Below are 21653 nucleotides of genomic sequence, written 5' to 3' on the forward strand. Positions count from 1 at the left end.
GCTTGGCTGGTACGGGCGGTCGGACTCGAACCGACAAGGATTGCTCCGGCGGATTTTGAGTCCGCTGCGTCTACCATTCCGCCACGCCCGCGTGGAATGCGGCTCGCCCCTAGCGCGGTTTCGCGCCGGGGGCGAGACCCTGTCGGCTCAGCGGGCGAAGGAGAAAGCGGTCGGGCTCGGACCCCAGCGGTTGGGGACCTTGCTGCCTTCCTTGACCCAGTGACGCAGCAGCGCGGCAAAGAAGATCAGCGCAGTGCCGATGACGCCGAGGCGGACCATCTGCGGGAGCAGACCCGGAAAGGCCGCGAGCCAACCCGCCGCGAACATCATGACGATCGGGATCAGCATTTCCTTGCCCGAGCAATTGACGTCGTGGAGGCGGCGCACCGCAACCGACATCGAGGGCACCAGCAGGACCAGCCCGATGATCCCGCCGAAGCGCAGGCCGAACAGCCCGCCCACCATGCTCAGGAGGAGCATGAAGCCGAGGAAGATCCAGAATTCCGAGCGCGAGGCCCGGCCCTTGAAGTCGGCATAGTGACGAAAGCTATGCCCGATCGATTCGAACGCACCCATGACGGTCCCCTTTTACGTTGCGCGGAAGATTGCGGCCGATCCGTTAATTTCGCGTTGCGTTCCCGCCGCGTTAGTCGTGCCCGGTCAGGCACGCGGCGCGACGCGACGGTAGCTGAGGGCCTCGGCGATATGGATTCGCCCGACCGTCTCCGCCCCGGCGAGGTCGGCGATGGTGCGGGCGACTCGCAACACGCGGTGGTAGCCGCGCGCGGACAGGCGCATCGCGGCCGACGCGTCGGCGAGGAGCTTTCGGCCCGGCTCGTCGGGCGTGGCGACGGCGTCGAGGATGTCGCCATCGGCCTCGGCATTGGTCCTCGGCCCGTGGCCATTGTAGCGCGCGGTCTGGACGCTCCGCGCCCGTGCGACGCGCTCGGCCACCACGGTGCTTCCTTCCGATGGCGGCGGTAGCGACAGGTCGGCAGCGCTGACCCCGGCCACCTCGACATGAAGGTCGATCCGGTCGAGCAGCGGACCTGACACCCGCGCCTGATAGTCGGCGGCGCAGCGCGGCGCGCGGGTGCAGGCGAGCGCCGCATCGCCGAGGTGCCCGCAGCGGCACGGGTTCATCGCCGCGATCAGCTGGACCCGCGCCGGAAAGGTCAGGTGGCTGTTCGCCCGGGCGACGCTGACCGTCCCGGTCTCGAGGGGCTGACGGAGGCTGTCGAGCACCGCGCGCTGGAACTCGGGCAATTCGTCGAGAAACAGGACGCCGAGATGCGCGAGGCTGATCTCGCCCGGCCGCACCTTGAGGCCGCCGCCGACCAGCGCCGGCATCGAGGCGCTGTGGTGCGGCGCCCGGAACGGACGTCGGCGCTTCATCTGCCCGCCTTCCATCGTGCCCGCGACCGACGCGACCATCGACACTTCGAGTGCTTCGGCGGGGCTCAGCGGCGGGAGGATTCCGGGCAGGCACGAGGCGAGCAGCGACTTGCCCGCGCCCGGCGGCCCGCTCATCAGCAGGTTGTGGCCACCGGCGGCGGCGATCTCGAGCGCGCGCTTGGCGACTTCCTGTCCCTTGACCTGGACGAGGTCCGGACCGCCCGCCGCCGGCTCCGCCTCGCCCGGCGGCGGCGCGGGCAGGAGCGTCGTGCCCTTGAGGTGTGCGAACAGCGCCAGCAGGTCGGGTGCGGCGAGCACCTCGACTTCCCCCGCCCAGGCCGCTTCGGCGCCTTGGGCGGCGGGACAGATCAGTCCCTTGTCCTCCTGCGCGGCGTGAAGCGCGGCGAGCAGCACGCCCGGCGATCCGGCGATCCGGCCGTCGAGGCTCAGTTCACCCACCACCACGTAATGCGACAGCATCTCGGCATCGACCGCGCCGACCGCCGCCAGCAGCCCGAGCGCGATCGGCAGGTCGAAATGGCTGCCCTCCTTCGGGAGGTCGGCCGGCGAGAGGTTGATGGTGATGACCTTGGGCGGCAACGCGAGCCCGATGGCGGAAAGTGCGGCGCGAACCCGCTCGCGACTCTCGGCGACCGCCTTGTCGGGCAGGCCGACGATGACGAAGCGCGGGATCCCGGTCGCCAGCTGGACCTGCACCTCGACCGCGCGTGCCTCGAGGCCGAGATAGGCGACGGTGCTGACGATCGCGACCATCAGTCGCGCGTCCCCGGCACCAGCAATGCGACGAACAATTGTCCCCCTAGCTCGGCAGGGCGAAGACTATGGCAAGCCCGGCCAACGCACAAGCGGCCCTTGGCCCGACCGTCTTAGCTTCCTACATCACCGCCCATGACGCTGCGGCAACGCTTTCAAGCCATCCGCGACACGCGCCTGTTCCAGGGCGTGGTGTTCGCCACCGGCGTGCTCCTGATCCTGGTGACGCCGCTGGTCAGCGCGCTGCCCGGTCCGGGCGGCATCTTCGTCTTTGCCGCCGGCCTCACGCTCATCCTGCGCTCGAGCCTGTGGGCGAAGAAGCATTATGTCCGGTTCAAGCGCTGGCAGCCCCGCGCCGGCGGCTGGGCCGACTGGGGACTCCGCCGCGCCAGCGCCAAGCGGCGCGAGGCCATCCGCAAGGAGCGCGAACGGGCCGAATCGCCGCCACCGGGCGAAGCGCCGCGGATCGACGATCCGCTCCCCGGCGCCGGGATGGAACTCTCTCCCGTCGATCACGGACCGGCCGCCAGCGCGCGTGCCTCGACGCCACCCCAGCATTGACTTGCCAGCCTGCCTTGAGTATCGGCCCCGCAAGAACGGCGGCTGCCCTCGATGGGGCGGCCCTTTTTATTCCAACTCTCAAGGCAATGAGCGATGAAGCGCACTTTCCAGCCCAGCAACCTCGTCCGCAAGCGGCGTCACGGCTTCCGTTCGCGCTCGGCGACGGTGGGCGGTCGCAAGGTGCTGGCGGCGCGCCGCGCCCGCGGCCGCAAGAAGCTCAGCGCCTAGTCACCCTAAGCAAGCGTGCCGACTTTCTGGCTGCCAATGGCGGCCGGCGAGCGGCCATGCCCGGCTTCGTCCTGCTGGTCCGCCCGCGCGGCGACGACTCGGCACAGAAGCGGGTCGGCTTCACGGTCACCAAGAAGATCGGCAACGCCGTCGTCCGTAACCGCATGAAACGGCGGCTGCGCGCGCTGGCGGCCGAGATGCTACCCGAAGGCGGCACGGCCGGGGCCGATCACATCCTGATCGGACGCCAAGGCGGGATCGAGCGCGATTTCGCCCTCCTCCGCGCGGACCTCGCCAAGGCGCTGCGCAAGGTTGCGGCATGATCGCCAGGCTCCTCATCCTGCTCGCTCGCGGGTGGCAATTGGGTCCGAGCGCGATCCTGCCGCCCTCCTGCCGCTTCCAGCCCAGCTGTTCCGCCTATGCAATCACCGCCTGGCGCCGCTATGGGGCGCTTCGCGGGAGCTGGCTCGCATTGAAGAGAATCGGCCGCTGCCATCCCTGGGGCGGCCAGGGCCCTGACCCGGTACCCTGACGAGGATCGAACTCAAGTGAACAACGACACGCGCAACATGATCCTCGCGATCGTCCTGTCGGCCCTCGTGCTGTTCGGCTGGGGCGTGCTGTCCGAGCGCTTCTTCCCGCAGCCCAAGAAGCCCGCCGCGACCGCGCCCGCGACGCCCGGAGCGCCTGCGTCGTCCACGACCACCGCGAATGCGCCGGCTGCACCCGCCGCGCCGACCATGAGCCGCGCGCAGGCGATCGGAAGCGTGCCGCGCGTGCGGGTCTCGACCCCGAGCCTCACCGGCTCGCTCAACCTCAAGGGCGCGCGCTTCGACGACCTGTCGATGGTCCGCCAGACCCAGAGCGTCGCCAAGGATTCGCCCCCGGCCCGCCTGCTCAGCCCGGCCGGTGCCCCCGGCGCCTATTTCGCGAGCTTCGGCTGGACCGGTCAGGGCGTCGCCGTGCCCGACGCCAACACCGTCTGGACCGCCAGCGCCCCGACCCTGACCCCGGGCAAGCCGGTCACCTTGTCGTGGACCAATCCCACCGGCCAGCGCTTCGAGCTCCTGGTCGCGGTCGACGACGGCTATCTCTTCACCGTTACCCAGAAGGTCTCGAACGCGGGCGCCGGTCCGGTCGCGATCCGGCCGTACGCGCTCCTCAGCCGCGCCGACGCGGGCCCCGACGCCAAGGCCGACGGCTGGACCCACCATTTCGGTCCGATGAGCGTCATCGACGGCAAGGCCGATTACGGCATCAACTACAAGACGCTCGACGAGGAGCGCTCGAAGAGCTTCAGCGGCAATGGCGGCTGGCTCGGCTTCACCGACAAATATTGGCTCACCGCGCTCGCCCCGGCCGGCAATGGCACGATCGCCGCCAGCTTCCGCCGCGGCGCCGGCACCAGCTACCAGGCCGATTACGCGCTCGAGAACCAGATCCTGCCGCCGGGCAAGGCGCTGAGCGACACCACCCACCTCTTCGCCGGTGCCAAGGAGAAGAAGTGGCTCGACACCTACGAGGCGTCGGGCGCGCTGCCGCGCATCTCCAAGTCGATCGACTGGGGCTGGTTCGAATGGTTCATGCGCCCGATCTTCGCGCTCCTGGTGTGGCTGTTCCACACGCTCGGCAACTTCGGCTTCGCGATCATCGCGCTGACCTTCATCGTCCGCGGCCTCATGTATCCGGTGTTTGACCGCCAGTTCCGCGGCATGGCCGCGATGCGGGCGGTGCAGCCCAAGATCAAGGAGCTGCAGGAGCGTCACAAGGACGACAAGACCCGGATGCAGCAGGAGCTGCTCGAGCTCTACAAGCGCGAGAAGATCAACCCGGCCGCCGGCTGCCTTCCGATCTTCCTCCAGATCCCGGTCTTCTACGCGCTCTACAAGGTGCTGACCGTCAGCGTCGAAATGCGCCACCAGCCCTTCATCCTGTGGATCAAGGACCTGTCTGCGCCCGATCCGCTGACCCCGGTCAACCTGTTCGGCCTGCTGCCGTTCGACCCGCCGGGCCTGCTTCACCTCGGCGTGCTGCCGATCCTTCTCGGCATCACCATGTGGCTCCAGTTCCGCCTCAACCCGGCACCGATGGACGACATCCAGAAGCAGATCTTCTCGTTCATGCCGTGGATCCTGATGTTCACCATGGCGAGCTTCGCCGCGGGCCTGCAGCTTTACTGGGTGGTCTCGAACCTGCTCGGCATCGCGCAGCAGAAGTATCTCTATTCCAAGTATGATGCGGACAAGCTCGCGGCCAAGGCCGGCCTGTCGACGGTGAAGACATGACGGACGAGATCGCGGACCGCGCGGAGCTGGTCGAACGGGCGCGTCGCCTGTTCGCCGGCCCCGTCGAATTCCTGAAGTCGGCTCCGGGGCTGGAATTCCTGCCCGGCGCCGACGCGCCCGAGATCGCCTTCGCCGGCCGTTCGAACGTCGGCAAGAGCTCGCTGCTCAATGCGATCACCGGGCGCAACAAGCTGGCGCGGACGTCGAACACGCCGGGTCGCACGCAGGAACTGAACTTCTTCGACGTCGGCAATCCGCTGGCGCTGCGGCTCGTCGACATGCCGGGCTACGGCTTTGCCGAGGCGCCGCGCGACATGGTCAAGCGCTGGCGCTTCCTCGTGAACGACTATCTGCGCGGACGGCAGGTGCTGAAGCGCGCCATCGTCCTGATCGACAGCCGCCACGGGGTGAAGGACGTCGATCGCGAGATCATGGAAATGCTCGACGCCGCGGCGGTCGGTTACCGGCTCGTCCTGACCAAGGCCGACAAGATCAAGGCGAGCGAGCTGGCAGCGGTGACCGCCGCGACCGAGGCCGAAGCGCGCAAGCATCCCGCCGCTTTCCCCCAGCTCATCGCCACCTCGAGCGAAAAGGGCATGGGCATCGCCGAAGTTCGCGCGGCGGTGCTGGAAGACGCGCTTAGCTAAGCCCGAGCTTGCGCCCGGGCCTTCCAGCCGCGAAGGAGGGCCGATGCTCAAACTGATCCTCGGCAACAAGGCCTATTCCTCCTGGTCGATGCGCGGCTGGCTCGCGCTCAAGACCTCCGGCCTCGAGTTCGAGGAACTGGTCGTGCCGCTTTATGACGGCGGCTGGGACGAGCGCCGCGAAGGCGACGAGTTCGCTCCATCCTCGGGCAAGGTTCCCCTCCTGTGGCATGACGACCTCGTTGTCTGGGACAGCCTCGCGATCATCGAATATTGCGCCGACCTCACGAGACGCGAGCTGTTCTGGCCCGAGGATCTCGGCGCCCGCGCCATGGCCCGGTCGATGGCCGCCGAAATGCATTCGAGCTTCGCTGCCCTGCGCCGCGAATGCCCGATGAACGTGCGCCGCGACGTGCCGACGCCCAACCTGTCGCGCGAGACCATTGCCGACATCAACCGGATCCTCGTCCTGTGGGCGCAGGCCCGCGCGCGGCACGGCTCGGGCGGTCCCTTCCTGTTCGGGGCATGGAGCGCGGCGGACATCATGTATGCCCCCGTCGTCACCCGCTTCCTGACCTATTCGATTCCCGTCCCGCCCTTCGCGCGCCAATATATGTCGGACGTCCTTCGCCACCCCCATGTCGCCGAGTGGATCGACGCCGCGCAGGACGAGCCGTGGGTGATCGAACAATATGAGGGCGGACAAGGAACCGCCTGACTCCTCGAACGTCGGGAGGGCATGCGTTTTTCTTTTGTTGTCGCTGCCTCGATCTGCGCGACCTTGACGGCCTGTGCCTCACCCCAGGAGCGGATCAGCGACACGCTGGCCGGCTATGGGCTGGAGCGCGCCCGCGCCGATTGTGTCGGCGGATATCTACAGTCCGAGCTGTCGCTCTCGCAACTGCTCGAACTCAGCCGAGCGGCGAAGGCCTATCGGGCGCGCGATCCCAATCCCAAGGCGATCACGATCGACGACCTGCTCATCATCTCGAGCGAGATCCGCGATCCCAAGATCCCGCTGACGGTGGCCAAGTCGGCCGGCCGCTGCGGCCTCGTGCCGCTCGGCTTCACCGACCTCAGCAGGGCGCTGCTCGGCTAATCCTCGCCGAGGCTATAGGCGCCGGTCTTTCCGTCCAGGTGCATGCCGATATCGGGATAATGGCAGTCGCCGTCGCCCTCGCGTCCAATCGCGACGAAGCGGCAAGGCTTGTCGCTGCGGTTGATCAGGTGATGGGCGTTGGCGACGCCCTTGGCCCAGGTCGCCATGTCGCCCGGCCGGAGGACGGTCTCGCCATCCTCTTCGACCAGCAAGGCTTCGCCCTCCAGCATGATCACCATTTCGTCTTCCCCCTCGTGCCAGTGGCGCTGGCTCGACCAGGCGCCGGGTTCGAGGGTGACATGGCTCGCGCCCCATTCGGTCAGCCCCGTGGCCGGCCCGAGGCGCTGGTACCAGCGGCCCTCGACTTTTTCCGAATGCGGAGGCGGATAGCCCGTCCGGTTGCTGGCCTCGATGCTGGCGAGATCGACTTTCGGCATTTCCCTTCCCCGTGCTAGCGCGTGCCCCATGTCTATCGACCCCGTCGACCTCGCCGCCAAGCTGATTTCGGTCCCCTCGGTCACTCCCGCCAGCGGGGCCGTGTTCGACGTGCTTGATGACGCGCTGCGTTCAATCGGCTTCACCGTGCACCGCTTCACGATGGGCGAAGCACCCGACGGCCCGACCGAGAACATGGTCGCGATCCGCGAGCGCGGACCCGGACCGCATGTCGGATTTGCCGGTCATCTCGACGTCGTTCCGGCAGGCGAGGGCTGGACGGGAAGCGCCTTCGAAGCGCGGATCGAGGACGGGCGACTGATCGGCCGCGGCGCCAACGACATGAAAAGCGCGATCGCCGCCGCCGCCGCGGCCGCCGCGGAACTCGATCAGCAGGGCGGCACCCTCTCCTTCCTGATCACCGGCGACGAGGAAGGCTATGCGACCTACGGCACGCCGCGGATCATCGACTGGCTGAACGAGCGCGCGATCCGCCCCGACATGATCCTGATCGGCGAACCGACAAGCGAGACCCGCCTCGGCGACACGGTGAAGATCGGCCGGCGCGGCTCGGTCAATTTCTGGCTGACCGTCACGGGCACGCAGGGCCACGTCGCCTATCCGCACAAGGCCGATAATCCCGTCCCCCGCCTCGCCCGCATCGTGGCGGCGCTGAGCGCGCTTCACCTCGACGACGGCAGCGCGGCCTTCCCGCCTTCCAACCTCGAATTCACTGCGGTGGGAACCCCGACCAACGCGAGCAACCTCATCCCGGGCGAAGCCACCGCGCAGTTCAACATCCGCTTCAACAACCTGCAGCGGGGCGACGACCTGATCGCGCTCGTCACCCGCACCGCCCGCGACATCGATCCCGGCTGCGAAGTCCGGTCGCGTATCTCGGGCGAGGCGTTCCTCACGCCGGCAGGCAAGCTCTATGATCTGGTCACCGGGGCGATCGAGGCCGAGTGCGGGATTTCGCCCGAGCTTTCGACTGGCGGCGGCACCTCGGACGGGCGTTTCCTGATCCAGCTCTGCCCGGTCGTCGATTTCGGCCTTCCCAACGCCACCATGCACAAGGTGGGCGAAAGCGCTGGCATCGAGGATATCCGGGCACTGGCGCGCATATACCGGCGTGTCTTCGCAGGCGGGCTCGAGGCCTAGGCCGCGCTCCGGCCCTCGCTGCTCGCGTGGGCGGTCCAGCTGAGGAATTCGGTCTCGAGCATGGGCTCGGCAAAGACGAAGCCCTGAATGGTCTCGCACCCCATCGCCCGCAGGATGTCGGCCTGCGCGACGGTCTCGACCGCTTCGGCGACGAGCTCGCACTCGACCCCGCGGACGAGCTGGATCACCGCCTGCACCACGTTGCGGGCCTGCTCGGAGCTGACGATGTCGTGGATGAACGACTGGTCGAGCTTGACCCGGTCGATCGGCAGTTGCCGCAGCCGGGCAAGGTTCGAATAGCCCGTGCCGAAATCGTCGATCGCGATGCTTGCCCCGTCACGCCGCAGCGCGGCGATCTCGGCCAGCACCGGCTGCGGGCATTCCATCGCCGCGGTCTCGGTGAATTCGAGTTCGACCCGGCTGAGCGGCACGTTGGCGTCGGCGAAGATCTGCCGCAGGCGCGCGAAGAAATCCTGCCGCTCGAGCTGGCGCGGCGAGACGTTGAAGGCGACCCGGCCAAGGCCGTCGCCCGTCTCGGCCCAGCTCGCCAGCATCGCGGCGACCTCGGCCATGACCCAGTCGCCGATGTCGTTGATGACCCCGGTCTGCTCGGCGATGGTGATGAAGTCGGCCGGGGGAATCAGCCCGCGCGTCGGGTGGTTCCAGCGCAGCAGCGCTTCCGCCCCGGTGACCGCGCCGCTGATGAGGCTCAGCTGCGGCTGCAGCGCGACCACGAATTCCCCGCGCTGGACCGCGTCGACCAGCGCCTTCTCCGTTTCGAGGCGATGCCGATGCTCTTCGGCGAGCGCGTCGCTGAACAGGCAATGCTGGTTCCCGCCACGCCCCTTGGCGCGATACATGGCGACGTCGGCCGCCTTCATCAGCTCCTCGACCGAACGGCCATGCTTGGGTCCGAGCGCAACCCCCACCGATGCGCCGATGTCGACGCTGTGACCCTGGAGCTCGAAGGGTTCGCCAATGGCGAGCACGATCCGGCGCGCAAGGCGCTCGGCCTCGGTTTCGCTGGCAACATCGGGGAAGAAGAGCGTGAATTCATCGCCCGCGAGCCGCGCCAGGAGCGGCCGTGAGGAGGCCTGCGCCGCCTCGCCGTTGATCAACACGCGCAGGCGGTTGGCCACCATCACCAGCAGCTGGTCACCGCGGGCATGGCCGAAATTGTCGTTCACCGCCTTGAACCGGTCGAGATCGAGGAACAGCATCACGCTGCTCTTGCCGCTCGCGCTCGCCAGCAGGCGCTCGGCCTCAGCCCGGAAGTTGAGGCGATTGGGGAGGCTCGTGACCGGATCGTACATGCCCAGCGCATGGGCGTTGTCGATCGAGTTGCGGACCTCGGCGAACAGGCTGTCGACCGCCGCGGCGACCTTGGGCATCGCGCGCTGGACGATCTCGGGCGCGGGGCTGGTAAGATCCCCCTCCTCGACCGCCAACAGGCGATCGCGCAGCGACGCCAGCGCGCGTGCACCCTCGGTGTTGGGGCGCTCGGAGGCGACGTAGCAGACGACCAGGCAGAAGGCGCCCGCGATGACGGCGGCGGCGATCTGCTGGGGCAGCTGGGTGACGGTGACGAAGGCGTAGAGCGAGAAGACGAACGAGGCCACGCCGGCGAGGCCGGAGAGGAGGATGTTGCTGATCTTCTGGGCCGTGCCGACTCTCATCATCGGCGATGGTTAAAGGGGTGGAGTTAAAAAGCCGTGTAGAGCCGATCCGGCCGTTAGCGGCGGAGGATGAGGTAGAGGCTCCCGCCCCCGCCGTGGCGCCGGTGCGCGCTTCGGACGGCCGCGATCCGCTCGGCATGGCGCGAGACCGCAAGCCAGTCGTGGACCGCCGCGCGGATGCGGCCGCGCTGGATCGGGGGCTCGCCCGGGCGATGGTGGCCGGTGACGAGCAGGAGCACGCGTTCGCCGCTCGCCACGGCCCGCTCGAGCGCGCGATCGATCGATTCCCAGGCCGCGTCGAGATTATGTCCGTGAAGGTCGACCGTGCGATCGACCGCAATGTTGCCGCTCTTGAGCCGCTTTTCCCAATGGCCGTCGAGATTGCCGTGAATGGTCGCGCGGCGGACGGGCGCGGCAGTGACCGGGCGCGGCGGCGGGACGCGGCCCTTGGGGAGCTTGGGCCTAGGCTCGGGAAGCGGCGGCGGCGCGGGCGCGAGGGCCTGCGCGGGCGCGGGCATCGGCCGGTCGCGTTCGAGCGGCGTGATGGTCGCGGCTACCCGCGCCCACAGCGCCGCTTCCTCAGGGCTGAGGCTGCGCAACGGTCGGCTGGGGAACGGCGGTCGCGGCAAGCGCCGCGCGGGCCTTGGCGGCGGCGAGGCTTCCGCGCGGGAGCAGCAGGAGCGCGCTTCCCTTGGCGGCCATGCCGCCCGCGATCCGGGTCGCCTCGGCGCCGTGACCCCAGAAGGTGTCGAAGCGGTTCGAGCCCTTGATCGCCCCGCCGGTATCCTGCGCCACCCACAGGCCCTGTGCTTCCACCCGGTCGGTCGTGAGGAAGACGGGTGCGCCCAGCGGCACGAACAGCGGATCGGCAGCGACGGTCGCGCGGCCGGTGACGGGCACGTTCATGGCGCCCAATGGCCCGGGACCGGTCAACTCGCGGAAGAAAACGTAGGACAGATTCTCGCGCATGATCAGCCGCCCCGCCTCGGGGTTGGCGCGCAGCCAGGCGACGATGTCCTGCATGCTCGTGCCGCCCGGCTGGAGGATCCCGCGCTCGCGCATGATCCGCCCGATGGCCTTATATTCCCGGCCGTTCTGCTCGGCATAGCCGATCCGCATCTCGGTCCCGTCGGGCTGGCGGAGCCGGCCCGAGCCCTGGATCTGGAGGAAGAACAGTTCGATCGGATCGGCCGCCCAAGCGAGCTCGAGCCCCTTGTTGGCCAGCGCGCCATCTTCGATCTCGGGACGGCTGTAGTAGAGGACGCAGGCGCCGGTCTCGTCGACCCGTCCACGACCGGTCGTGCCGTCGGCCTTGGTGCAGCGGACGAGGTCGGTCGGCGTGCGATAGATGGGGACGTAACCCGGCAGCGGCGTCCGCGACCCGGCAAGCTCAGGCTCGTAGTAACCCGTCGCAAAGGCCTTGCCGTCAGCGACCTGCACCCAGTCGAAGCGCTGCTCGAAGAAGCTGCGGGCCTGCGTCGGGAGAAGGCTCGTGGCCTCGGCGCAGAGGGGCTGCCAATCGGCGGCGAGCGTCAGGCCCGAGCCGTCGCTCCGCCGGATCAGCGCCGGACAGGAAAGCTTGAACGCCTCGAGCCCGCGGATCGCCTGCTCGTCGGTCAGCGTCCGCGGCGCCGCGAGGAACGCCCCCGCCTCGATCGCGCGCTTGGGCGGCGGCGGGGCCGGCGGAGTGGTCGGCACCGGGGCCGGCGTCGGCAAGGGCGCGGGTTGCGGGACCGGGCGACTGACGCAGGCGGCGAGCGAGAGGGCGAGCAGCGCGGCCAGCCCGGACGAGGAGAAGCGCACTATTCGTCGTCGGTTTCGATCAGGATCCAGTTGGGATCGCGCGAGGCGAGATCGCGGCGGAAGGTCCAGCGATCGCGGGTCTGGACCGCGTCGCTGAGCGAGCCGGCAACGACATTGCCATCGCCGTCGCGCGTCACGGCCGCGATGTCGGCCTCGAAGCGGACGGTCACGGTGGCGACCTTACCCGACAGGTGCGCGGCGGCGATGACGGCCTGCTCGATCGCGATCAGGCGGTTGTCGAGCGTCTGGCCGGCGCTCGCGCGGTCGGCGATTGCCTCGTCGAAAGCGGCGGCGATCTCGGGATCGAGGAAGGTGCGGACATCGTCGAGACGCCCGGCCCAGAAGGCCTCGAGCACCATGCGATAGGCACCCTGCGCACCCTCGAGGAAGCGCGCGACGTCGAAGCCGGGATCGGCCGCGAGCAGCGCGCGGACGCCGGGCCCGGCGGTCGGGAGATAAGCGGTGTCGAGCGGCTCGGCCGCGGCCGGCTGGCCGGGCGTCGTCACCGCGGCGCGCGGCGCGGGCGGCGTGTCGGCATCGGCGGGCTTCAGCGACAGCTTCTGCTCATGCCCGGTGCGTTCGCCCAGGACATTGTACAGCCTGAGGCCGATGAACAGGGCAACCAGCGCGAGGATGATGATGGAAACCAATGAACCGCTTTCTCAACTGCCCAGGATTAGGATCGACAACGCTTAACATAGGCGCTGGTGCCTCGGCTTCAAACCCTCGCCGAAAGACCTGCCCGCGCCATTGCACCGGTTCAACCCGACTGCTAGTCGCCCGCGCCAACATGACCGGGCGGGCTGAACCCTACCTGAGTCTTCCTTGTAGCAGAGTTAAGGGCGAAATTCATGGCTTCCGATCCTCTCATCGCCGGCGCCAACGGTTCCGACGACAATAGCGACGCTCCCCAGGTTGCCGCGCTGGCGCAATATGTGAAGGACCTGTCGGTCGAGAATCCGTCCTCGCCGCAGGTGTTCCAGTGGAACGAGCAGCCGCAGCTCGACGTCCAGTTCAACATCGCCGTGAACAAGGTCGCCGACGACGTCCACGAAGTGGTGCTCAAGATCGACGCCTCAGCCCGCTCGGCGCAGGGCGTGCACTTCGTCTTGGACCTCAGCTACGCCGGCATCTTCGGCCTGCGCAACCTGCCCGAGGAGCAGCTCGCGCCGTTCCTGCTGGTCGAGGCCCCGCGCCTCCTCTTCCCGTTCGCGCGCCAGGTCGTCGCCTCGTCCGTCCAGGACGCCGGCTTCCCGCCGCTGATGCTCGATCCCATCGACTTCGCCGCCATCTACATGGCGCAGATCGAGCAGGCCGCGCAGGCCGAGGGCGGCGAGCAGCCCGCCGGTGAGCCGACCGTTCAGTAAGCAGACGAGCCGCTCCCCGGGGCAGCCCGGGGAGTCGGACCAGCGAGCCGGACGGGGCCCGGCGAGGGGAAGAACAAGCCGATGAATCTCCTCAAATCGACCGGCACGATCGGCGGCCTGACGATGGTCAGCCGCATCCTCGGCTTCGGCCGCGAGATGCTGACTTCGCGCATCCTCGGCGCGAGCAACGCCACCGACGCGTTCGTGGTCGCCTTCCGGCTTCCCAACACCTTCCGCCGGCTGTTCGGCGAAGGCGCCTTCTCGGCCGGATTCGTGCCGCTCTTCTCGCAGCGTCTCCATGGCGAGAACGGCGCGGAAGAAGCCCGCAAATTCTCCGAGGAAGTGCTGGCGGTCTTCCTGCCGACGCTGATCATCTTCACGCTGGTGTTCCAGGTGATCATGGGGCCGTTCGTCGCGGCGCTGTCGGGCTATGTCGGCGACAAGCTCGAATTCACCACCTTCCTGACGCGGATCACCTTCCCCTATCTCCTGCTGATCAGCCTGGTCTCGCTCTTCTCGGGCATCCTCAACAGTCTGACGCGCTTCACCGCGGCCGCCTTCGCGCCGGCGCTCCTCAACCTGATGATGATGCTGGCGCTTCTGGTCGTTCCCGACGGCGGCAAGCCGAGCGCCACCGCGCTCGCGGTCGCGGTCACCGTCGGCGGCGTCATCCAGCTTGCCCTGCTGCTGATCGCGACCAAGCGGGCGGGCATCAGCCTGCGCCTTCGCCGCCCGCGCATGACCCCGGGCGTCCGGCAGTTCGTCCGCGTGGTCATCCCCGCGACGCTGGGCGCCGGCGTCTACCAGATCAGCGCCTTCATCGACACCTTCTTCCTCACCCGCCTCGGCACCGGCGCGCCGAGCTATTTCAATTTCGCCGACCGTCTGAACCAGCTTCCGCTGGGCGTCATCGGCGCCGCGCTCGGCACTGCCATCCTCCCGCAGATCAGCCGCCACGTCGGTGCAGGCGAACCCGACAAGGCCGCGACCATCCAGGCGCAGGCCGCCGAACTCGCCATGCTGCTCTGCCTCCCCGCCGCGCTGGCGCTATGCGCTGCCGCCGGGCCGCTGGTCGGCGCCTTGTTCCAGGGCGGGCGCTTCAGCGCCGAGGATACCGCCATCACCGCGCAGGTGCTGGCGATCATCGTGCTCGGGCTTCCCGCCTACGTTCTGGTCAAGGTGCTCACGCCGGGCTTCTATTCGCGCCAGGACACCGGAACGCCGGTCAAGATCGCGGCGCTGGTCCTGGTCGCCAACGTCGTCCTGAACTTCGCGCTCATCCCGGTCTTCGGGATTGCCGGCCTGTCGGCGGTGGTCGCCTTCACCAGCTGGCTCAACTGCGCCATCCTCTACGTGATCCTTCACCGCCGCGGCCATTTCCGCATGCCCGGCTGGCTCATGACCCGGATCCTGCGTCAGTTCCTCGCTGGCGGCGTGATGGTCGCGGCGATCTACGGGGTGCGACTGGTCATCGGCGACTGGTTCACCGGCGGCTTCGGCCACCGCATCCTCGGCCTCGGCGCGCTGATCGGTAGCGGCCTCGCGGTCTACTTCCCGCTGGTCTGGGTGCTCGGCGGCGTCGACAAGGAGGCGTTCCGCACGCTCCTGCGCCGCAAGAAGCCCGTGGCGGACGCCGGCTGATGAGCACCACCCCCGTCACCCGCGTCCTGTCGGGCATCCAGCCGACCGGCAACCTCCACCTCGGGAACCTGCTGGGCGCGATCCTGCGCTGGGTCCGGATGCAGGACGAGGCGCCCTGCACCTTCTTCCTCGCCGACCTCCACAGCCTGTCGGATCACATCCCGGCCGAGGCCCGCCGGACGCAGGTTCGCGCCATGGCGGCCGCGCTGATCGCCAGCGGGATCGACCCGAAGCGCTCGACCCTGTTCGCGCAGAGCGACGTGCCGGCGCATGCCGAGCTGTGCTGGATCCTGAACGGCACCGCGCGGATGGGCTGGCTTAGCCGGATGACCCAGTGGAAGGACAAGTCGGGCAAGAACAAGGAAGGGGCGAGCGTCGCCCTGTTCGACTATCCCGTCCTCCAGGCCGCCGACATCCTCCTCTACCAGCCGAGCCATGTGCCGGTCGGCGAGGACCAGAAGCAGCATATCGAGCTGACCCGCGACATCGCGATCAAGTTCAACCAGGACACCGGCACCGAGACCTTCACCGTGCCCGAGCCGTTCGTCGGCGGCGGGGTCGCGGCGCGGGTCATGTCCCTGCGCGATGGCAGCAACAAGATGAGCAAGTCCGATCCGTCGGACATGAGCCGCGTCAATCTCGGCGACAGCGACGACGAGATCGCCGCCAAGATCCGCAAGGCCCGGACCGATCCCGAGCCCCTCCCCGGCGATCCCGAATTGCTCAAGGAACGGCCCGAGGCGCGCAACCTCGTCGGCATCCTCGCCGCCGTCACGGGCGAGAGCGAAACCGCGATCCTCGCCCGGTTCGAAGGGCAAGGCTTCGGCGCGTTCAAGCCGGTACTCGCCGAAGCGCTCGTCGCGCTGATCAGCCCGATCCGCGCGCGCTACCAGGAGCTCGAGCGCGACACGCCGGCGCTCGACCGGATCCTCGACGAGGGCGCGGAACAGGCCATCGCGCTCGCCGCGCCGACCCTGCTCGCCGCCAAGCGCGCGGTCGGCCTGTCCCGCCGCTAGGCCGCTTCATCGACGGTTCAACCGGAAACATGTTATAAGCCACTCGTTTACCGGGAATATTCCCGAGTCGAGGGTTTGCTCCACATGATGTTCCTCAAGAAGATTGCCGCCGCCGCGCTGATCGGTGTCGCGTCGGTCGGCCTGTCGGGCTGTGCCATGGGCCTTCCTGCCAAGGTCACCCGCTTCCAGGCGATGCCGGCTCCGCAGGGCCAGAGCTTCTACGTCGTACCGGGCGAAGGCCTGGCGCGTGGCGGCGGGCTCGAATGGAGCCGCTACGCCGCGCTTGTCAGCCAGCAGATGCAGGCGCAGGGCTATGCCGTCGCGCCGAGCCCGCAGGCGGCGACCATGATCGTCCAGCTCGGTTACAACGTCGACAAGGGCACCGAGCGCGTCGTCGTCGATAATTTCGGGCCGCGCGGTTACGATCCCTTCTACCGCAGCCTCTACGGTCGCTACGACCCGTTCTTCGGCGGCTATTATGGCCGGCCCTATTACAGCCGCTTCGGCTATTATGGCGCCTACCGCTCGCCGTTCTTCTTCGGGTGGGACGACCCCTTCTGGTACGGCGGTCCGGACGTTCGCCAGTATACCGAGTACAAGTCGGAGCTGGATCTCGACATCCGTCGCCGCGCCGACAACCAGCAGCTGTTCGACGGCCGGGCGCAGGCGCGTTCCACCACCGACAACACGCAGGTGCTGGTTCCGAACCTGATCCAGGCGATGTTCACCGGCTTCCCGGGGCGCGACGGCGAAACGGTGAAGATCACGGTGCCGGCGCAGAAGAAGGGCTGAGCCCCTCGCCCACGCCGATTGACAAAAGCCCGTCCGGACCTTGGTCCGGGCGGGCTTTTCCTTAGGCCGTCCGTTCGACTTGCGGCTTGGGCGTCCCGCGCAACGCCCGCCACCCGGTCAGCACCATCGTGATTGCGCTTCCGATAAGAGCGGCCCAGGCGCCGCCGATGACCCCGAAGCGGGGAAGCAGGACGAGCAGCAGCAGGACCTGCACGATCGCGGTGATCAGCAGCACCCGAACCGCCACCCCGACCTCGCCGCGCGCGCTCAGCGCGGGTTCGAAGGCGAATCCGACAAGGTCGAAGCCCGCCGCGCAGACGAGGATGATGATCGGCACATAGGCCGCCTCGAACTGCTTGCCGGCGATCAGGTGGATGATCTGCTCGCCGAACAAGGCGGCGATCCCCGCCATCAGCAGCGCGCCGACCGCTGCAATCCCGGTCAGTTCGAGCAGCAGCTTGCGGTCGCTCCCCCGGTTGAACGCCTCGACCAGCTCGGCATAGGCCGCGCGCGACACCGTCTGCGTGAGCTTGACCAGCGACTGCGCGAGCTGCGCCGCGAGCCGGTAGATCCCCGCCGCCGCGGGGCCGGCAAAGGCCCCGACCACAATCAGCGTCACCTGCTTGCTGGTCATGCCGAGCGTTTGCGAGACGTTGGTCAGGAAGGCGAAGCGAAGGATGCTCGGCTCGTCGCGGGCGAGCTGCCGTAGCGCCGCCGGACGCAGCGTCATTCTCTGGGTGGCCAAGGCCGCGCGCCAGTAGGCGATCGCGCAGATCACTTCCCCCGCCGCCCAGGCGATCAGGAAGCCGGTGATCGTCGGCATCAGCAGCGCCGCGATGCCCGAACCGAAAAAGCGGACGATCGGGACGACCGAATCGACCGCGGCCGCCGTCTTGAACCGCCGCTCGAGCCGCAGGATGCCGGTCGGGGTCGAGCGAACCGCGATCAATTGCGCGAAACAGAAGCCGATCGCGGGCCAGCTGAGGTCGGGCGGAAGCGACAGCGTCGGGCCGAGCAGCAGCACCGCGGCCACCGCCGCGAGCGTCCCCAGCACCGCCGCGACCACGTCGAGCGCGGCGGCGAAACCGACCACATGGCCGACCCCGTCCTCGTCGCTCCGTTCGCGCCGTTCGGTCCCGTAGCGCACCACCAGCTGCCAGGTCTGGAAGCCGACAATTCCCGCGATCCCGCCCGAAATGGCGATGACGAGGCCGAACCGCCCGAAATCCGCGACTCCGAGCGTGCGTGTCACCAGGGCGAGATAGGCGATGCTCAGCACCGCCTGCAGGCCGCGCGCGAGGAGCAGCCAGCTGGCGTTGGCGCCGATCCGCTTGAGACGTGCGCTCACGCCGGCTCTCCGGCCACAGGCTTGGGCACGCCATCGCTCATTCCGCCCCCTTAAGCGCAAGGAGCCGCCTGCGGAAAGAGGAAGCGCTTTTGCGTGTCACCGCCATTCGTCATTCGATCAATCGACGAACGGCGGTCCGCGGTCCATTGACCCCTAGCTACAATTGTAGCATCACCACGTTACAAATGTAGCACATGGGAGCCCTTTCGTGCTCAATCGCCTGCCGCCCAAGGAACGCCAGATCGTCGACATCCTCTACCAGCAGGGTGCGATGACGGCCGCCGACGTGACCGAAGCTTTGCCCAGCCAGGTCAGCGGCTCGGCGGTCCGGACGATGCTCAAGCGGCTCGAGGACAAGGGCTTCGTCACCCGCGCCGACAGCGACCGCGGCTTCCTCTACAGCCCGACCGTGCGCGAGGAGACCGCACGCAAGTCGGCACTGAGCGAAGTCGTCCGGGTCTTCTTCAACGGCTCGCCGACCAGCGCCGCCAGTGCCCTCCTCGGCATGTCCGACCGGATCGACACCAACGAGCTCGACGCGCTCGAGAAGATGATCGCGGAAGCCCGCAAGGCGAAGGGGAACTGACATGGAACAGCTGATCGCCTTTGCGCTGAAATCGCTGCTGATCGCCGGAGTGACGCTCGGCCTCCTCCACCTTCTTCGCCACCGCTCCGCCTCCGAACGCTCCATGGTGGCCCATTTCGGCCTGCTGGCGCTGCTGCTGCTGCCGATCGGCTCGATGTTCCTGCCGCAACTCGTCGTCCACCAGACGTTCACGGCGCCGGCCGCCGGGACCGTCACCGCTCCCACGATCGCCGAGACCGCGGCGGTGATGGCGACGTCGCCCGCGCCGCTCACCCCGGCGGAAAGCTTCGCGCTCACCGACCTGTGGCCGCTCGCCTACGGCCTGCCGGTCGCGGTCCTGCTCGCGATCACCTTCCTTGCGGTCTTGCGCCTGCTGACCCTCCGCGCCCGCTCGTCGGTGCTGCTCGAGCCCACCTGGCTCACCGCGCTGGCCCAGGCGCAGCACCGGATGGACTTCAAGCACGGCACCGCGCTGCTCACCAGCAAGGACCTCAAGTCGCCGATCAGCTGGGGTGTCATGAGCCCGGTCATCCTCCTCAACGAGGAAGCGCTCGAGGCGAAGGGCGAGGCCGAGGCGATCATCGCCCACGAGCTCGCCCACGTCCGCGGCATGGACTGGGCCAAGCTGCTGCTCGCCCGCGCGGTCAGCGCCATCCACTGGTTCAATCCGCTCGTCTGGATCCTCGCCCGCGAAGCGCACCAGCTGCGCGAAGAGACCGCCGACGACGCCGTTCTGGCCGCCGACGTCGCCGGTCCCGATTATGCCCAGCTACTCGTCGGGGTCGCCCGCCACGAATGCCGTGGCCTGTTGATCGGCGCGCATGGGGTCGCCCCCTCGAAAAGCAGCCTGTCGCGCCGGGTTCGCCGGGTCCTCGACGGCAGCCTTCCCCGCACGCCGGCCGCGCGCGGCTTTGCCGCCGGGATCGCGCTGGGCGTCGTCGGCACCGCCGCGCCGCTCGCCGCGCTCACCCTGTCACCCGCGCAAGGCACCGCCGCTGACCAGCGCTATGCCGTGAGCGCCCCGGCCCCGCAGCAGTCGCTTCCGGCCGTGGTCGCCCGTTCGGTGGCCGGCGCCGCCGCGATCACCAGCCAGGCGGTCGCCGCCAACGTCAGCGCCGCCATCACCGGCAAGGCCGCGCCCTCCGCCGACCTCGAACGCCAACTCAAGACGCAGATCGCGCAGGAATTGGCAGCGGCCGAAGCCCCCGAGCCGCCCGAAGTCGCCTACGGCGGCCCCCTCCCGCCCCGCGCGCCGCGCACCCCGCGGTCGCCGAAGCAGGCCGAACTCGACCGCGCCGTCGACCAGGCCGTCGCCAATCGCGCGCTCGGCGTCACCGCCCAATATGCCGCCGAGATCCGCGCCGCGGTGCCGGGCGTCACGATCGCCGACGACGACATGCTGGCGCTCAAGGCTGTCGGGGTCAGCCCGCAATGGCTCGCCGAGATGCGCCGCGCCGGCTACAGCGTGCGCGACGTCGACGACCTCGCCGGCGCCCGCGCGGTGGGGGTCTCGCCCGCCTATGTCGCCGACCTGGCATCCGCCGGCATCCGCAACGTCGGGCTCGAGGACCTGACCGCGATGCGCGCCCTCGGAGTCACCGGCGCCTATGTCCGCCAGCTTCGCGCATCGGGACAGACCAACCTCACCCCCGACCGGATCGTCACGCTCCGCGCCAACGGCTTTGCCGCCGAAGCGCTGCGGTGGGGCCATAAGCCGCCGCGCGCGCCGAAGACGCCCGAACCGCCCGAGGCACCGGAGCCCGACGAGCCGGACGAGCCCGGCAACTAACCGCCTCACCCGTTCCGCCTGATGCCTGCCCAACGCTGCGCCGCAGCGAACGGGCGAGGTCTGCCCGCCGCACCTGCTTTCCCGAGGAGTTCGCCATGAACCGTCCGCTTGCCCTGTGTCTGTCCGTCCTGCTTGGCTGCGCCACGCTCAGCACCACCGGTTTCGCGGCCGAGGTCGGTGCCCTCACCTTCCGCATCGCCGCCGACCAGTCGGGCGCGCCGCGGCTGTCGCTGCGCTCGGCGGGTGACCGCGACCGGATGGACGGCGACTTCCGCTGGGCCGAGATCAAGGGCTTCGACCAGGCCCGGCTCCGCGCCACCGCCGGCCAGCCCGTCCGCTTCGCCGTGGTCCGCGAGGCCGGGCGCATCGACTGCGCCGGCACGTCGCGCGGCGACCATGCCGAGGGCGGCTGCAAGTTCACCGCCGACCCCGCCTTCGCCAACCTGCTCGCCGCGCGCGGCATCGAGCGTCCGGACGAGCGCGAGGCCTTCGCGCTGACCATGACCGGCGCCACGCGCGCGCTGGTCAAAGCGCTCGCCGCGGCGCGCTACCCGACCCCGACGCTCGACGACCTGATGGGCATGGCCGCGGTCGGTGTCAGCCCGGCCTATATCGGTGACCTCGCCGCGCACGGCTATCGGCCCAAGGACCTCAGCCATCTCATCGCCTTCAAGGCGCTCGACGTCACACCCGCCTATGTCGACGAACTGCGTCGCTTCGGCTTCGCGCAGCTGACCGGCGAAGAGATCGTCCAGTTCAAGGCGCTCGACATCTCGCCCGCCTATGCCCGCTCGCTCCGGAATGCCGGCTATCCCGACATCTCCGCCGAGGACATCGTCCAGCTGCGCGCGCTCGGTGTCACCGCCGACTACATCCGCTCGATGCAGCCGGCCGGCTTGCCGCGCCTCAGCATCGACCAGCTGGTCCAGTGCAAGGCGCTCGGCGTGACTCCGGGTGAGCTTCGCGCTGCGCAGGGCAAGCGCCTCAGCTGGTCGTCCGACGACCTCGTGGCGATGAAGGTCGCCGGCCTTCTTCCCTGATGTCCCTTTCCCC

The 21653-nt window shown here is 68.9% G+C and carries 23 protein-coding genes, 1 tRNA gene and 1 pseudogene; 16 read left to right on the plus strand and 9 right to left on the minus strand.

What is annotated here, in order from left to right:
* Positions 1-7 precede the first annotated feature (7 nt).
* The 3 genes from ABD693_RS00390 to ABD693_RS00400 all read right to left on the minus strand — a co-directional run bounded on the left by ABD693_RS00390 (position 8) and on the right by ABD693_RS00400 (position 2169).
* Positions 8-91, minus strand: a tRNA-Leu gene (locus ABD693_RS00390).
* A gap of 56 nt (positions 92-147) precedes the next feature.
* Positions 148-576 (minus strand): DUF805 domain-containing protein, encoded by a 429-nt coding sequence (locus ABD693_RS00395; RefSeq protein WP_344694971.1) that lies wholly within the window; start codon positions 574-576, stop codon positions 148-150.
* Positions 577-660: 84 nt separating this feature from the next.
* Positions 661-2169: a YifB family Mg chelatase-like AAA ATPase gene (locus ABD693_RS00400; RefSeq protein ID WP_344694972.1), complete on the minus strand. Its 1509-nt coding sequence runs from the start codon at positions 2167-2169 to the stop codon at positions 661-663.
* Positions 2170-2304: 135 nt separating this feature from the next.
* Between ABD693_RS00400 and ABD693_RS00405 the strand changes: the two genes are divergently transcribed.
* The 8 genes and pseudogenes from ABD693_RS00405 (at position 2305) to ABD693_RS00440 (ending at position 6986) form a co-directional block, all read left to right on the plus strand.
* Positions 2305-2730, plus strand: coding sequence for a hypothetical protein (locus tag ABD693_RS00405; RefSeq protein WP_344694973.1), 426 nt, complete (start codon positions 2305-2307; stop codon positions 2728-2730).
* A 93-nt stretch (positions 2731-2823) separates the two neighbouring features.
* A complete protein-coding gene (gene rpmH, locus ABD693_RS00410) occupies positions 2824-2958 on the plus strand; it encodes a 50S ribosomal protein L34 (RefSeq protein ID WP_029942004.1) in 135 nt (44 codons plus the stop codon).
* 11 nt (positions 2959-2969) lie between these two features.
* A pseudogene (gene rnpA / locus ABD693_RS00415) lies at positions 2970-3281 on the plus strand (ribonuclease P protein component); the annotation flags it as partial.
* Positions 3278-3490, plus strand: coding sequence for a membrane protein insertion efficiency factor YidD (gene yidD / locus ABD693_RS00420; RefSeq protein ID WP_344694974.1), 213 nt, complete (start codon positions 3278-3280; stop codon positions 3488-3490). The pseudogene rnpA and the gene yidD, both read left to right, overlap by 4 nt.
* Positions 3491-3506: 16 nt before the next feature.
* Positions 3507-5243 (plus strand): membrane protein insertase YidC, encoded by a 1737-nt coding sequence (yidC, locus tag ABD693_RS00425; protein WP_344694975.1) that lies wholly within the window; start codon positions 3507-3509, stop codon positions 5241-5243.
* On the plus strand, positions 5240-5890 hold the full coding sequence (gene yihA, locus ABD693_RS00430; RefSeq protein ID WP_344694976.1) for a ribosome biogenesis GTP-binding protein YihA/YsxC: 651 nt from the start codon (positions 5240-5242) through the stop codon (positions 5888-5890). The genes yidC and yihA overlap by 4 nt, the downstream gene beginning before the upstream one ends.
* 43 nt (positions 5891-5933) lie before the next feature.
* A complete protein-coding gene (locus ABD693_RS00435; protein ID WP_344694978.1) occupies positions 5934-6605 on the plus strand; it encodes a glutathione S-transferase family protein in 672 nt (223 codons plus the stop codon).
* 21 nt (positions 6606-6626) lie between these two features.
* A complete protein-coding gene (locus tag ABD693_RS00440; protein ID WP_344694979.1) occupies positions 6627-6986 on the plus strand; it encodes a hypothetical protein in 360 nt (119 codons plus the stop codon).
* Here the strand turns inward: ABD693_RS00440 and ABD693_RS00445 are convergent.
* Complete coding sequence (locus tag ABD693_RS00445; protein ID WP_344694980.1) at positions 6983-7423, minus strand: cupin domain-containing protein; 441 nt, start codon at positions 7421-7423, stop codon at positions 6983-6985. The genes ABD693_RS00440 and ABD693_RS00445 overlap by 4 nt on opposite strands.
* Before the next feature lie 28 nt (positions 7424-7451).
* Here ABD693_RS00445 and dapE point away from each other — a divergent pair, with 28 nt between their 5' ends.
* Positions 7452-8582 carry a succinyl-diaminopimelate desuccinylase gene (gene dapE, locus ABD693_RS00450; RefSeq protein WP_344694981.1) on the plus strand — a complete coding sequence of 377 codons (1131 nt, stop codon included), beginning with the start codon at positions 7452-7454 and terminating at the stop codon, positions 8580-8582.
* Here the strand turns inward: dapE and ABD693_RS00455 are convergent.
* Genes ABD693_RS00455 through ABD693_RS00470 form a run of 4 tightly spaced genes read right to left on the minus strand, consistent with a single transcriptional unit; the run spans position 8579 to position 12711 of the window.
* Complete coding sequence (locus ABD693_RS00455; protein WP_344694982.1) at positions 8579-10261, minus strand: putative bifunctional diguanylate cyclase/phosphodiesterase; 1683 nt, start codon at positions 10259-10261, stop codon at positions 8579-8581. The genes dapE and ABD693_RS00455 overlap by 4 nt on opposite strands.
* 53 nt (positions 10262-10314) lie before the next feature.
* Positions 10315-10857, minus strand: coding sequence for a Smr/MutS family protein (locus ABD693_RS00460; RefSeq protein WP_344694983.1), 543 nt, complete (start codon positions 10855-10857; stop codon positions 10315-10317).
* Positions 10838-12064, minus strand: a complete 1227-nt coding sequence (gene mltA / locus ABD693_RS00465; protein ID WP_425567286.1) for a murein transglycosylase A — start codon at positions 12062-12064, stop codon at positions 10838-10840. Before mltA ends, ABD693_RS00460 begins: the two co-directional genes overlap by 20 nt.
* Positions 12061-12711 (minus strand): Tim44/TimA family putative adaptor protein, encoded by a 651-nt coding sequence (locus tag ABD693_RS00470; RefSeq protein ID WP_344694985.1) that lies wholly within the window; start codon positions 12709-12711, stop codon positions 12061-12063. Before ABD693_RS00470 ends, mltA begins: the two co-directional genes overlap by 4 nt.
* A 201-nt stretch (positions 12712-12912) precedes the next feature.
* On the opposite strand from ABD693_RS00470, the gene secB reads away from it, so the two are divergent.
* The 4 genes from secB to ABD693_RS00490 all read left to right on the plus strand — a co-directional run bounded on the left by secB (position 12913) and on the right by ABD693_RS00490 (position 16877).
* Positions 12913-13428 (plus strand): protein-export chaperone SecB, encoded by a 516-nt coding sequence (gene secB, locus ABD693_RS00475; protein WP_344694986.1) that lies wholly within the window; start codon positions 12913-12915, stop codon positions 13426-13428.
* Positions 13429-13509: 81 nt separating this feature from the next.
* On the plus strand, positions 13510-15069 hold the full coding sequence (gene murJ / locus ABD693_RS00480) for a murein biosynthesis integral membrane protein MurJ (protein WP_344694987.1): 1560 nt from the start codon (positions 13510-13512) through the stop codon (positions 15067-15069).
* Positions 15069-16085 carry a tryptophan--tRNA ligase gene (gene trpS / locus ABD693_RS00485; protein ID WP_344694988.1) on the plus strand — a complete coding sequence of 339 codons (1017 nt, stop codon included), beginning with the start codon at positions 15069-15071 and terminating at the stop codon, positions 16083-16085. Before murJ ends, trpS begins: the two co-directional genes overlap by 1 nt.
* A gap of 84 nt (positions 16086-16169) precedes the next feature.
* On the plus strand, positions 16170-16877 hold the full coding sequence (locus ABD693_RS00490; protein ID WP_344694989.1) for a DUF4136 domain-containing protein: 708 nt from the start codon (positions 16170-16172) through the stop codon (positions 16875-16877).
* 61 nt (positions 16878-16938) lie between these two features.
* On the opposite strand, the gene ABD693_RS00495 is transcribed toward ABD693_RS00490, so the two are convergent.
* Positions 16939-18225, minus strand: a complete 1287-nt coding sequence (locus ABD693_RS00495) for a lipopolysaccharide biosynthesis protein (protein WP_344694990.1) — start codon at positions 18223-18225, stop codon at positions 16939-16941.
* Positions 18226-18433: 208 nt separating this feature from the next.
* On the opposite strand from ABD693_RS00495, the gene ABD693_RS00500 reads away from it, so the two are divergent.
* The 3 genes from ABD693_RS00500 to ABD693_RS00510 all read left to right on the plus strand — a co-directional run bounded on the left by ABD693_RS00500 (position 18434) and on the right by ABD693_RS00510 (position 21640).
* The gene (locus tag ABD693_RS00500) at positions 18434-18811 is read left to right on the plus strand and encodes a BlaI/MecI/CopY family transcriptional regulator (protein WP_344694991.1); all 378 of its coding nucleotides are present in this window, start codon (positions 18434-18436) and stop codon (positions 18809-18811) included.
* Position 18812: 1 nt separating this feature from the next.
* Entirely contained in the window at positions 18813-20600 is a 1788-nt protein-coding gene (locus ABD693_RS00505) for a M56 family metallopeptidase (protein ID WP_344694992.1), read from the plus strand.
* Positions 20601-20695: 95 nt separating this feature from the next.
* Positions 20696-21640: a hypothetical protein gene (locus ABD693_RS00510; protein ID WP_344694993.1), complete on the plus strand. Its 945-nt coding sequence runs from the start codon at positions 20696-20698 to the stop codon at positions 21638-21640.
* The last annotated feature ends 13 nt before the right edge of the window (positions 21641-21653 follow it).

Origin of the sequence: Sphingomonas rosea (genome assembly GCF_039538065.1) — a bacterium.
Taxonomy (GTDB): Bacteria; Pseudomonadota; Alphaproteobacteria; order Sphingomonadales; family Sphingomonadaceae; genus Sphingomicrobium; species Sphingomicrobium rosea.

Bases quoted from the DNA above. Each gene is read 5' to 3' on its own strand.
- ABD693_RS00440 (WP_344694979.1), top strand. From the start codon at position 6,627: ATGCGTTTTTCTTTTGTTGTCGCTGCCTCGATCTGCGCGACCTTGACG.
- ABD693_RS00445 (WP_344694980.1), bottom strand. From the start codon at position 7,423: ATGCCGAAAGTCGATCTCGCCAGCATCGAGGCCAGCAACCGGACGGGC.
- secB (WP_344694986.1), top strand. From the start codon at position 12,913: ATGGCTTCCGATCCTCTCATCGCCGGCGCCAACGGTTCCGACGACAAT.
- ABD693_RS00405 (WP_344694973.1), top strand. From the start codon at position 2,305: ATGACGCTGCGGCAACGCTTTCAAGCCATCCGCGACACGCGCCTGTTC.
- ABD693_RS00395 (WP_344694971.1), bottom strand. From the start codon at position 576: ATGGGTGCGTTCGAATCGATCGGGCATAGCTTTCGTCACTATGCCGAC.
- ABD693_RS00505 (WP_344694992.1), top strand. From the start codon at position 18,813: ATGGAACAGCTGATCGCCTTTGCGCTGAAATCGCTGCTGATCGCCGGA.
- ABD693_RS00400 (WP_344694972.1), bottom strand. From the start codon at position 2,169: ATGGTCGCGATCGTCAGCACCGTCGCCTATCTCGGCCTCGAGGCACGC.
- ABD693_RS00510 (WP_344694993.1), top strand. From the start codon at position 20,696: ATGAACCGTCCGCTTGCCCTGTGTCTGTCCGTCCTGCTTGGCTGCGCC.
- ABD693_RS00455 (WP_344694982.1), bottom strand. From the start codon at position 10,261: ATGATGAGAGTCGGCACGGCCCAGAAGATCAGCAACATCCTCCTCTCC.
- trpS (WP_344694988.1), top strand. From the start codon at position 15,069: ATGAGCACCACCCCCGTCACCCGCGTCCTGTCGGGCATCCAGCCGACC.
- murJ (WP_344694987.1), top strand. From the start codon at position 13,510: ATGAATCTCCTCAAATCGACCGGCACGATCGGCGGCCTGACGATGGTC.
- ABD693_RS00490 (WP_344694989.1), top strand. From the start codon at position 16,170: ATGATGTTCCTCAAGAAGATTGCCGCCGCCGCGCTGATCGGTGTCGCG.
- ABD693_RS00435 (WP_344694978.1), top strand. From the start codon at position 5,934: ATGCTCAAACTGATCCTCGGCAACAAGGCCTATTCCTCCTGGTCGATG.
- dapE (WP_344694981.1), top strand. From the start codon at position 7,452: ATGTCTATCGACCCCGTCGACCTCGCCGCCAAGCTGATTTCGGTCCCC.
- yihA (WP_344694976.1), top strand. From the start codon at position 5,240: ATGACGGACGAGATCGCGGACCGCGCGGAGCTGGTCGAACGGGCGCGT.
- rpmH (WP_029942004.1), top strand. From the start codon at position 2,824: ATGAAGCGCACTTTCCAGCCCAGCAACCTCGTCCGCAAGCGGCGTCAC.
- yidD (WP_344694974.1), top strand. From the start codon at position 3,278: ATGATCGCCAGGCTCCTCATCCTGCTCGCTCGCGGGTGGCAATTGGGT.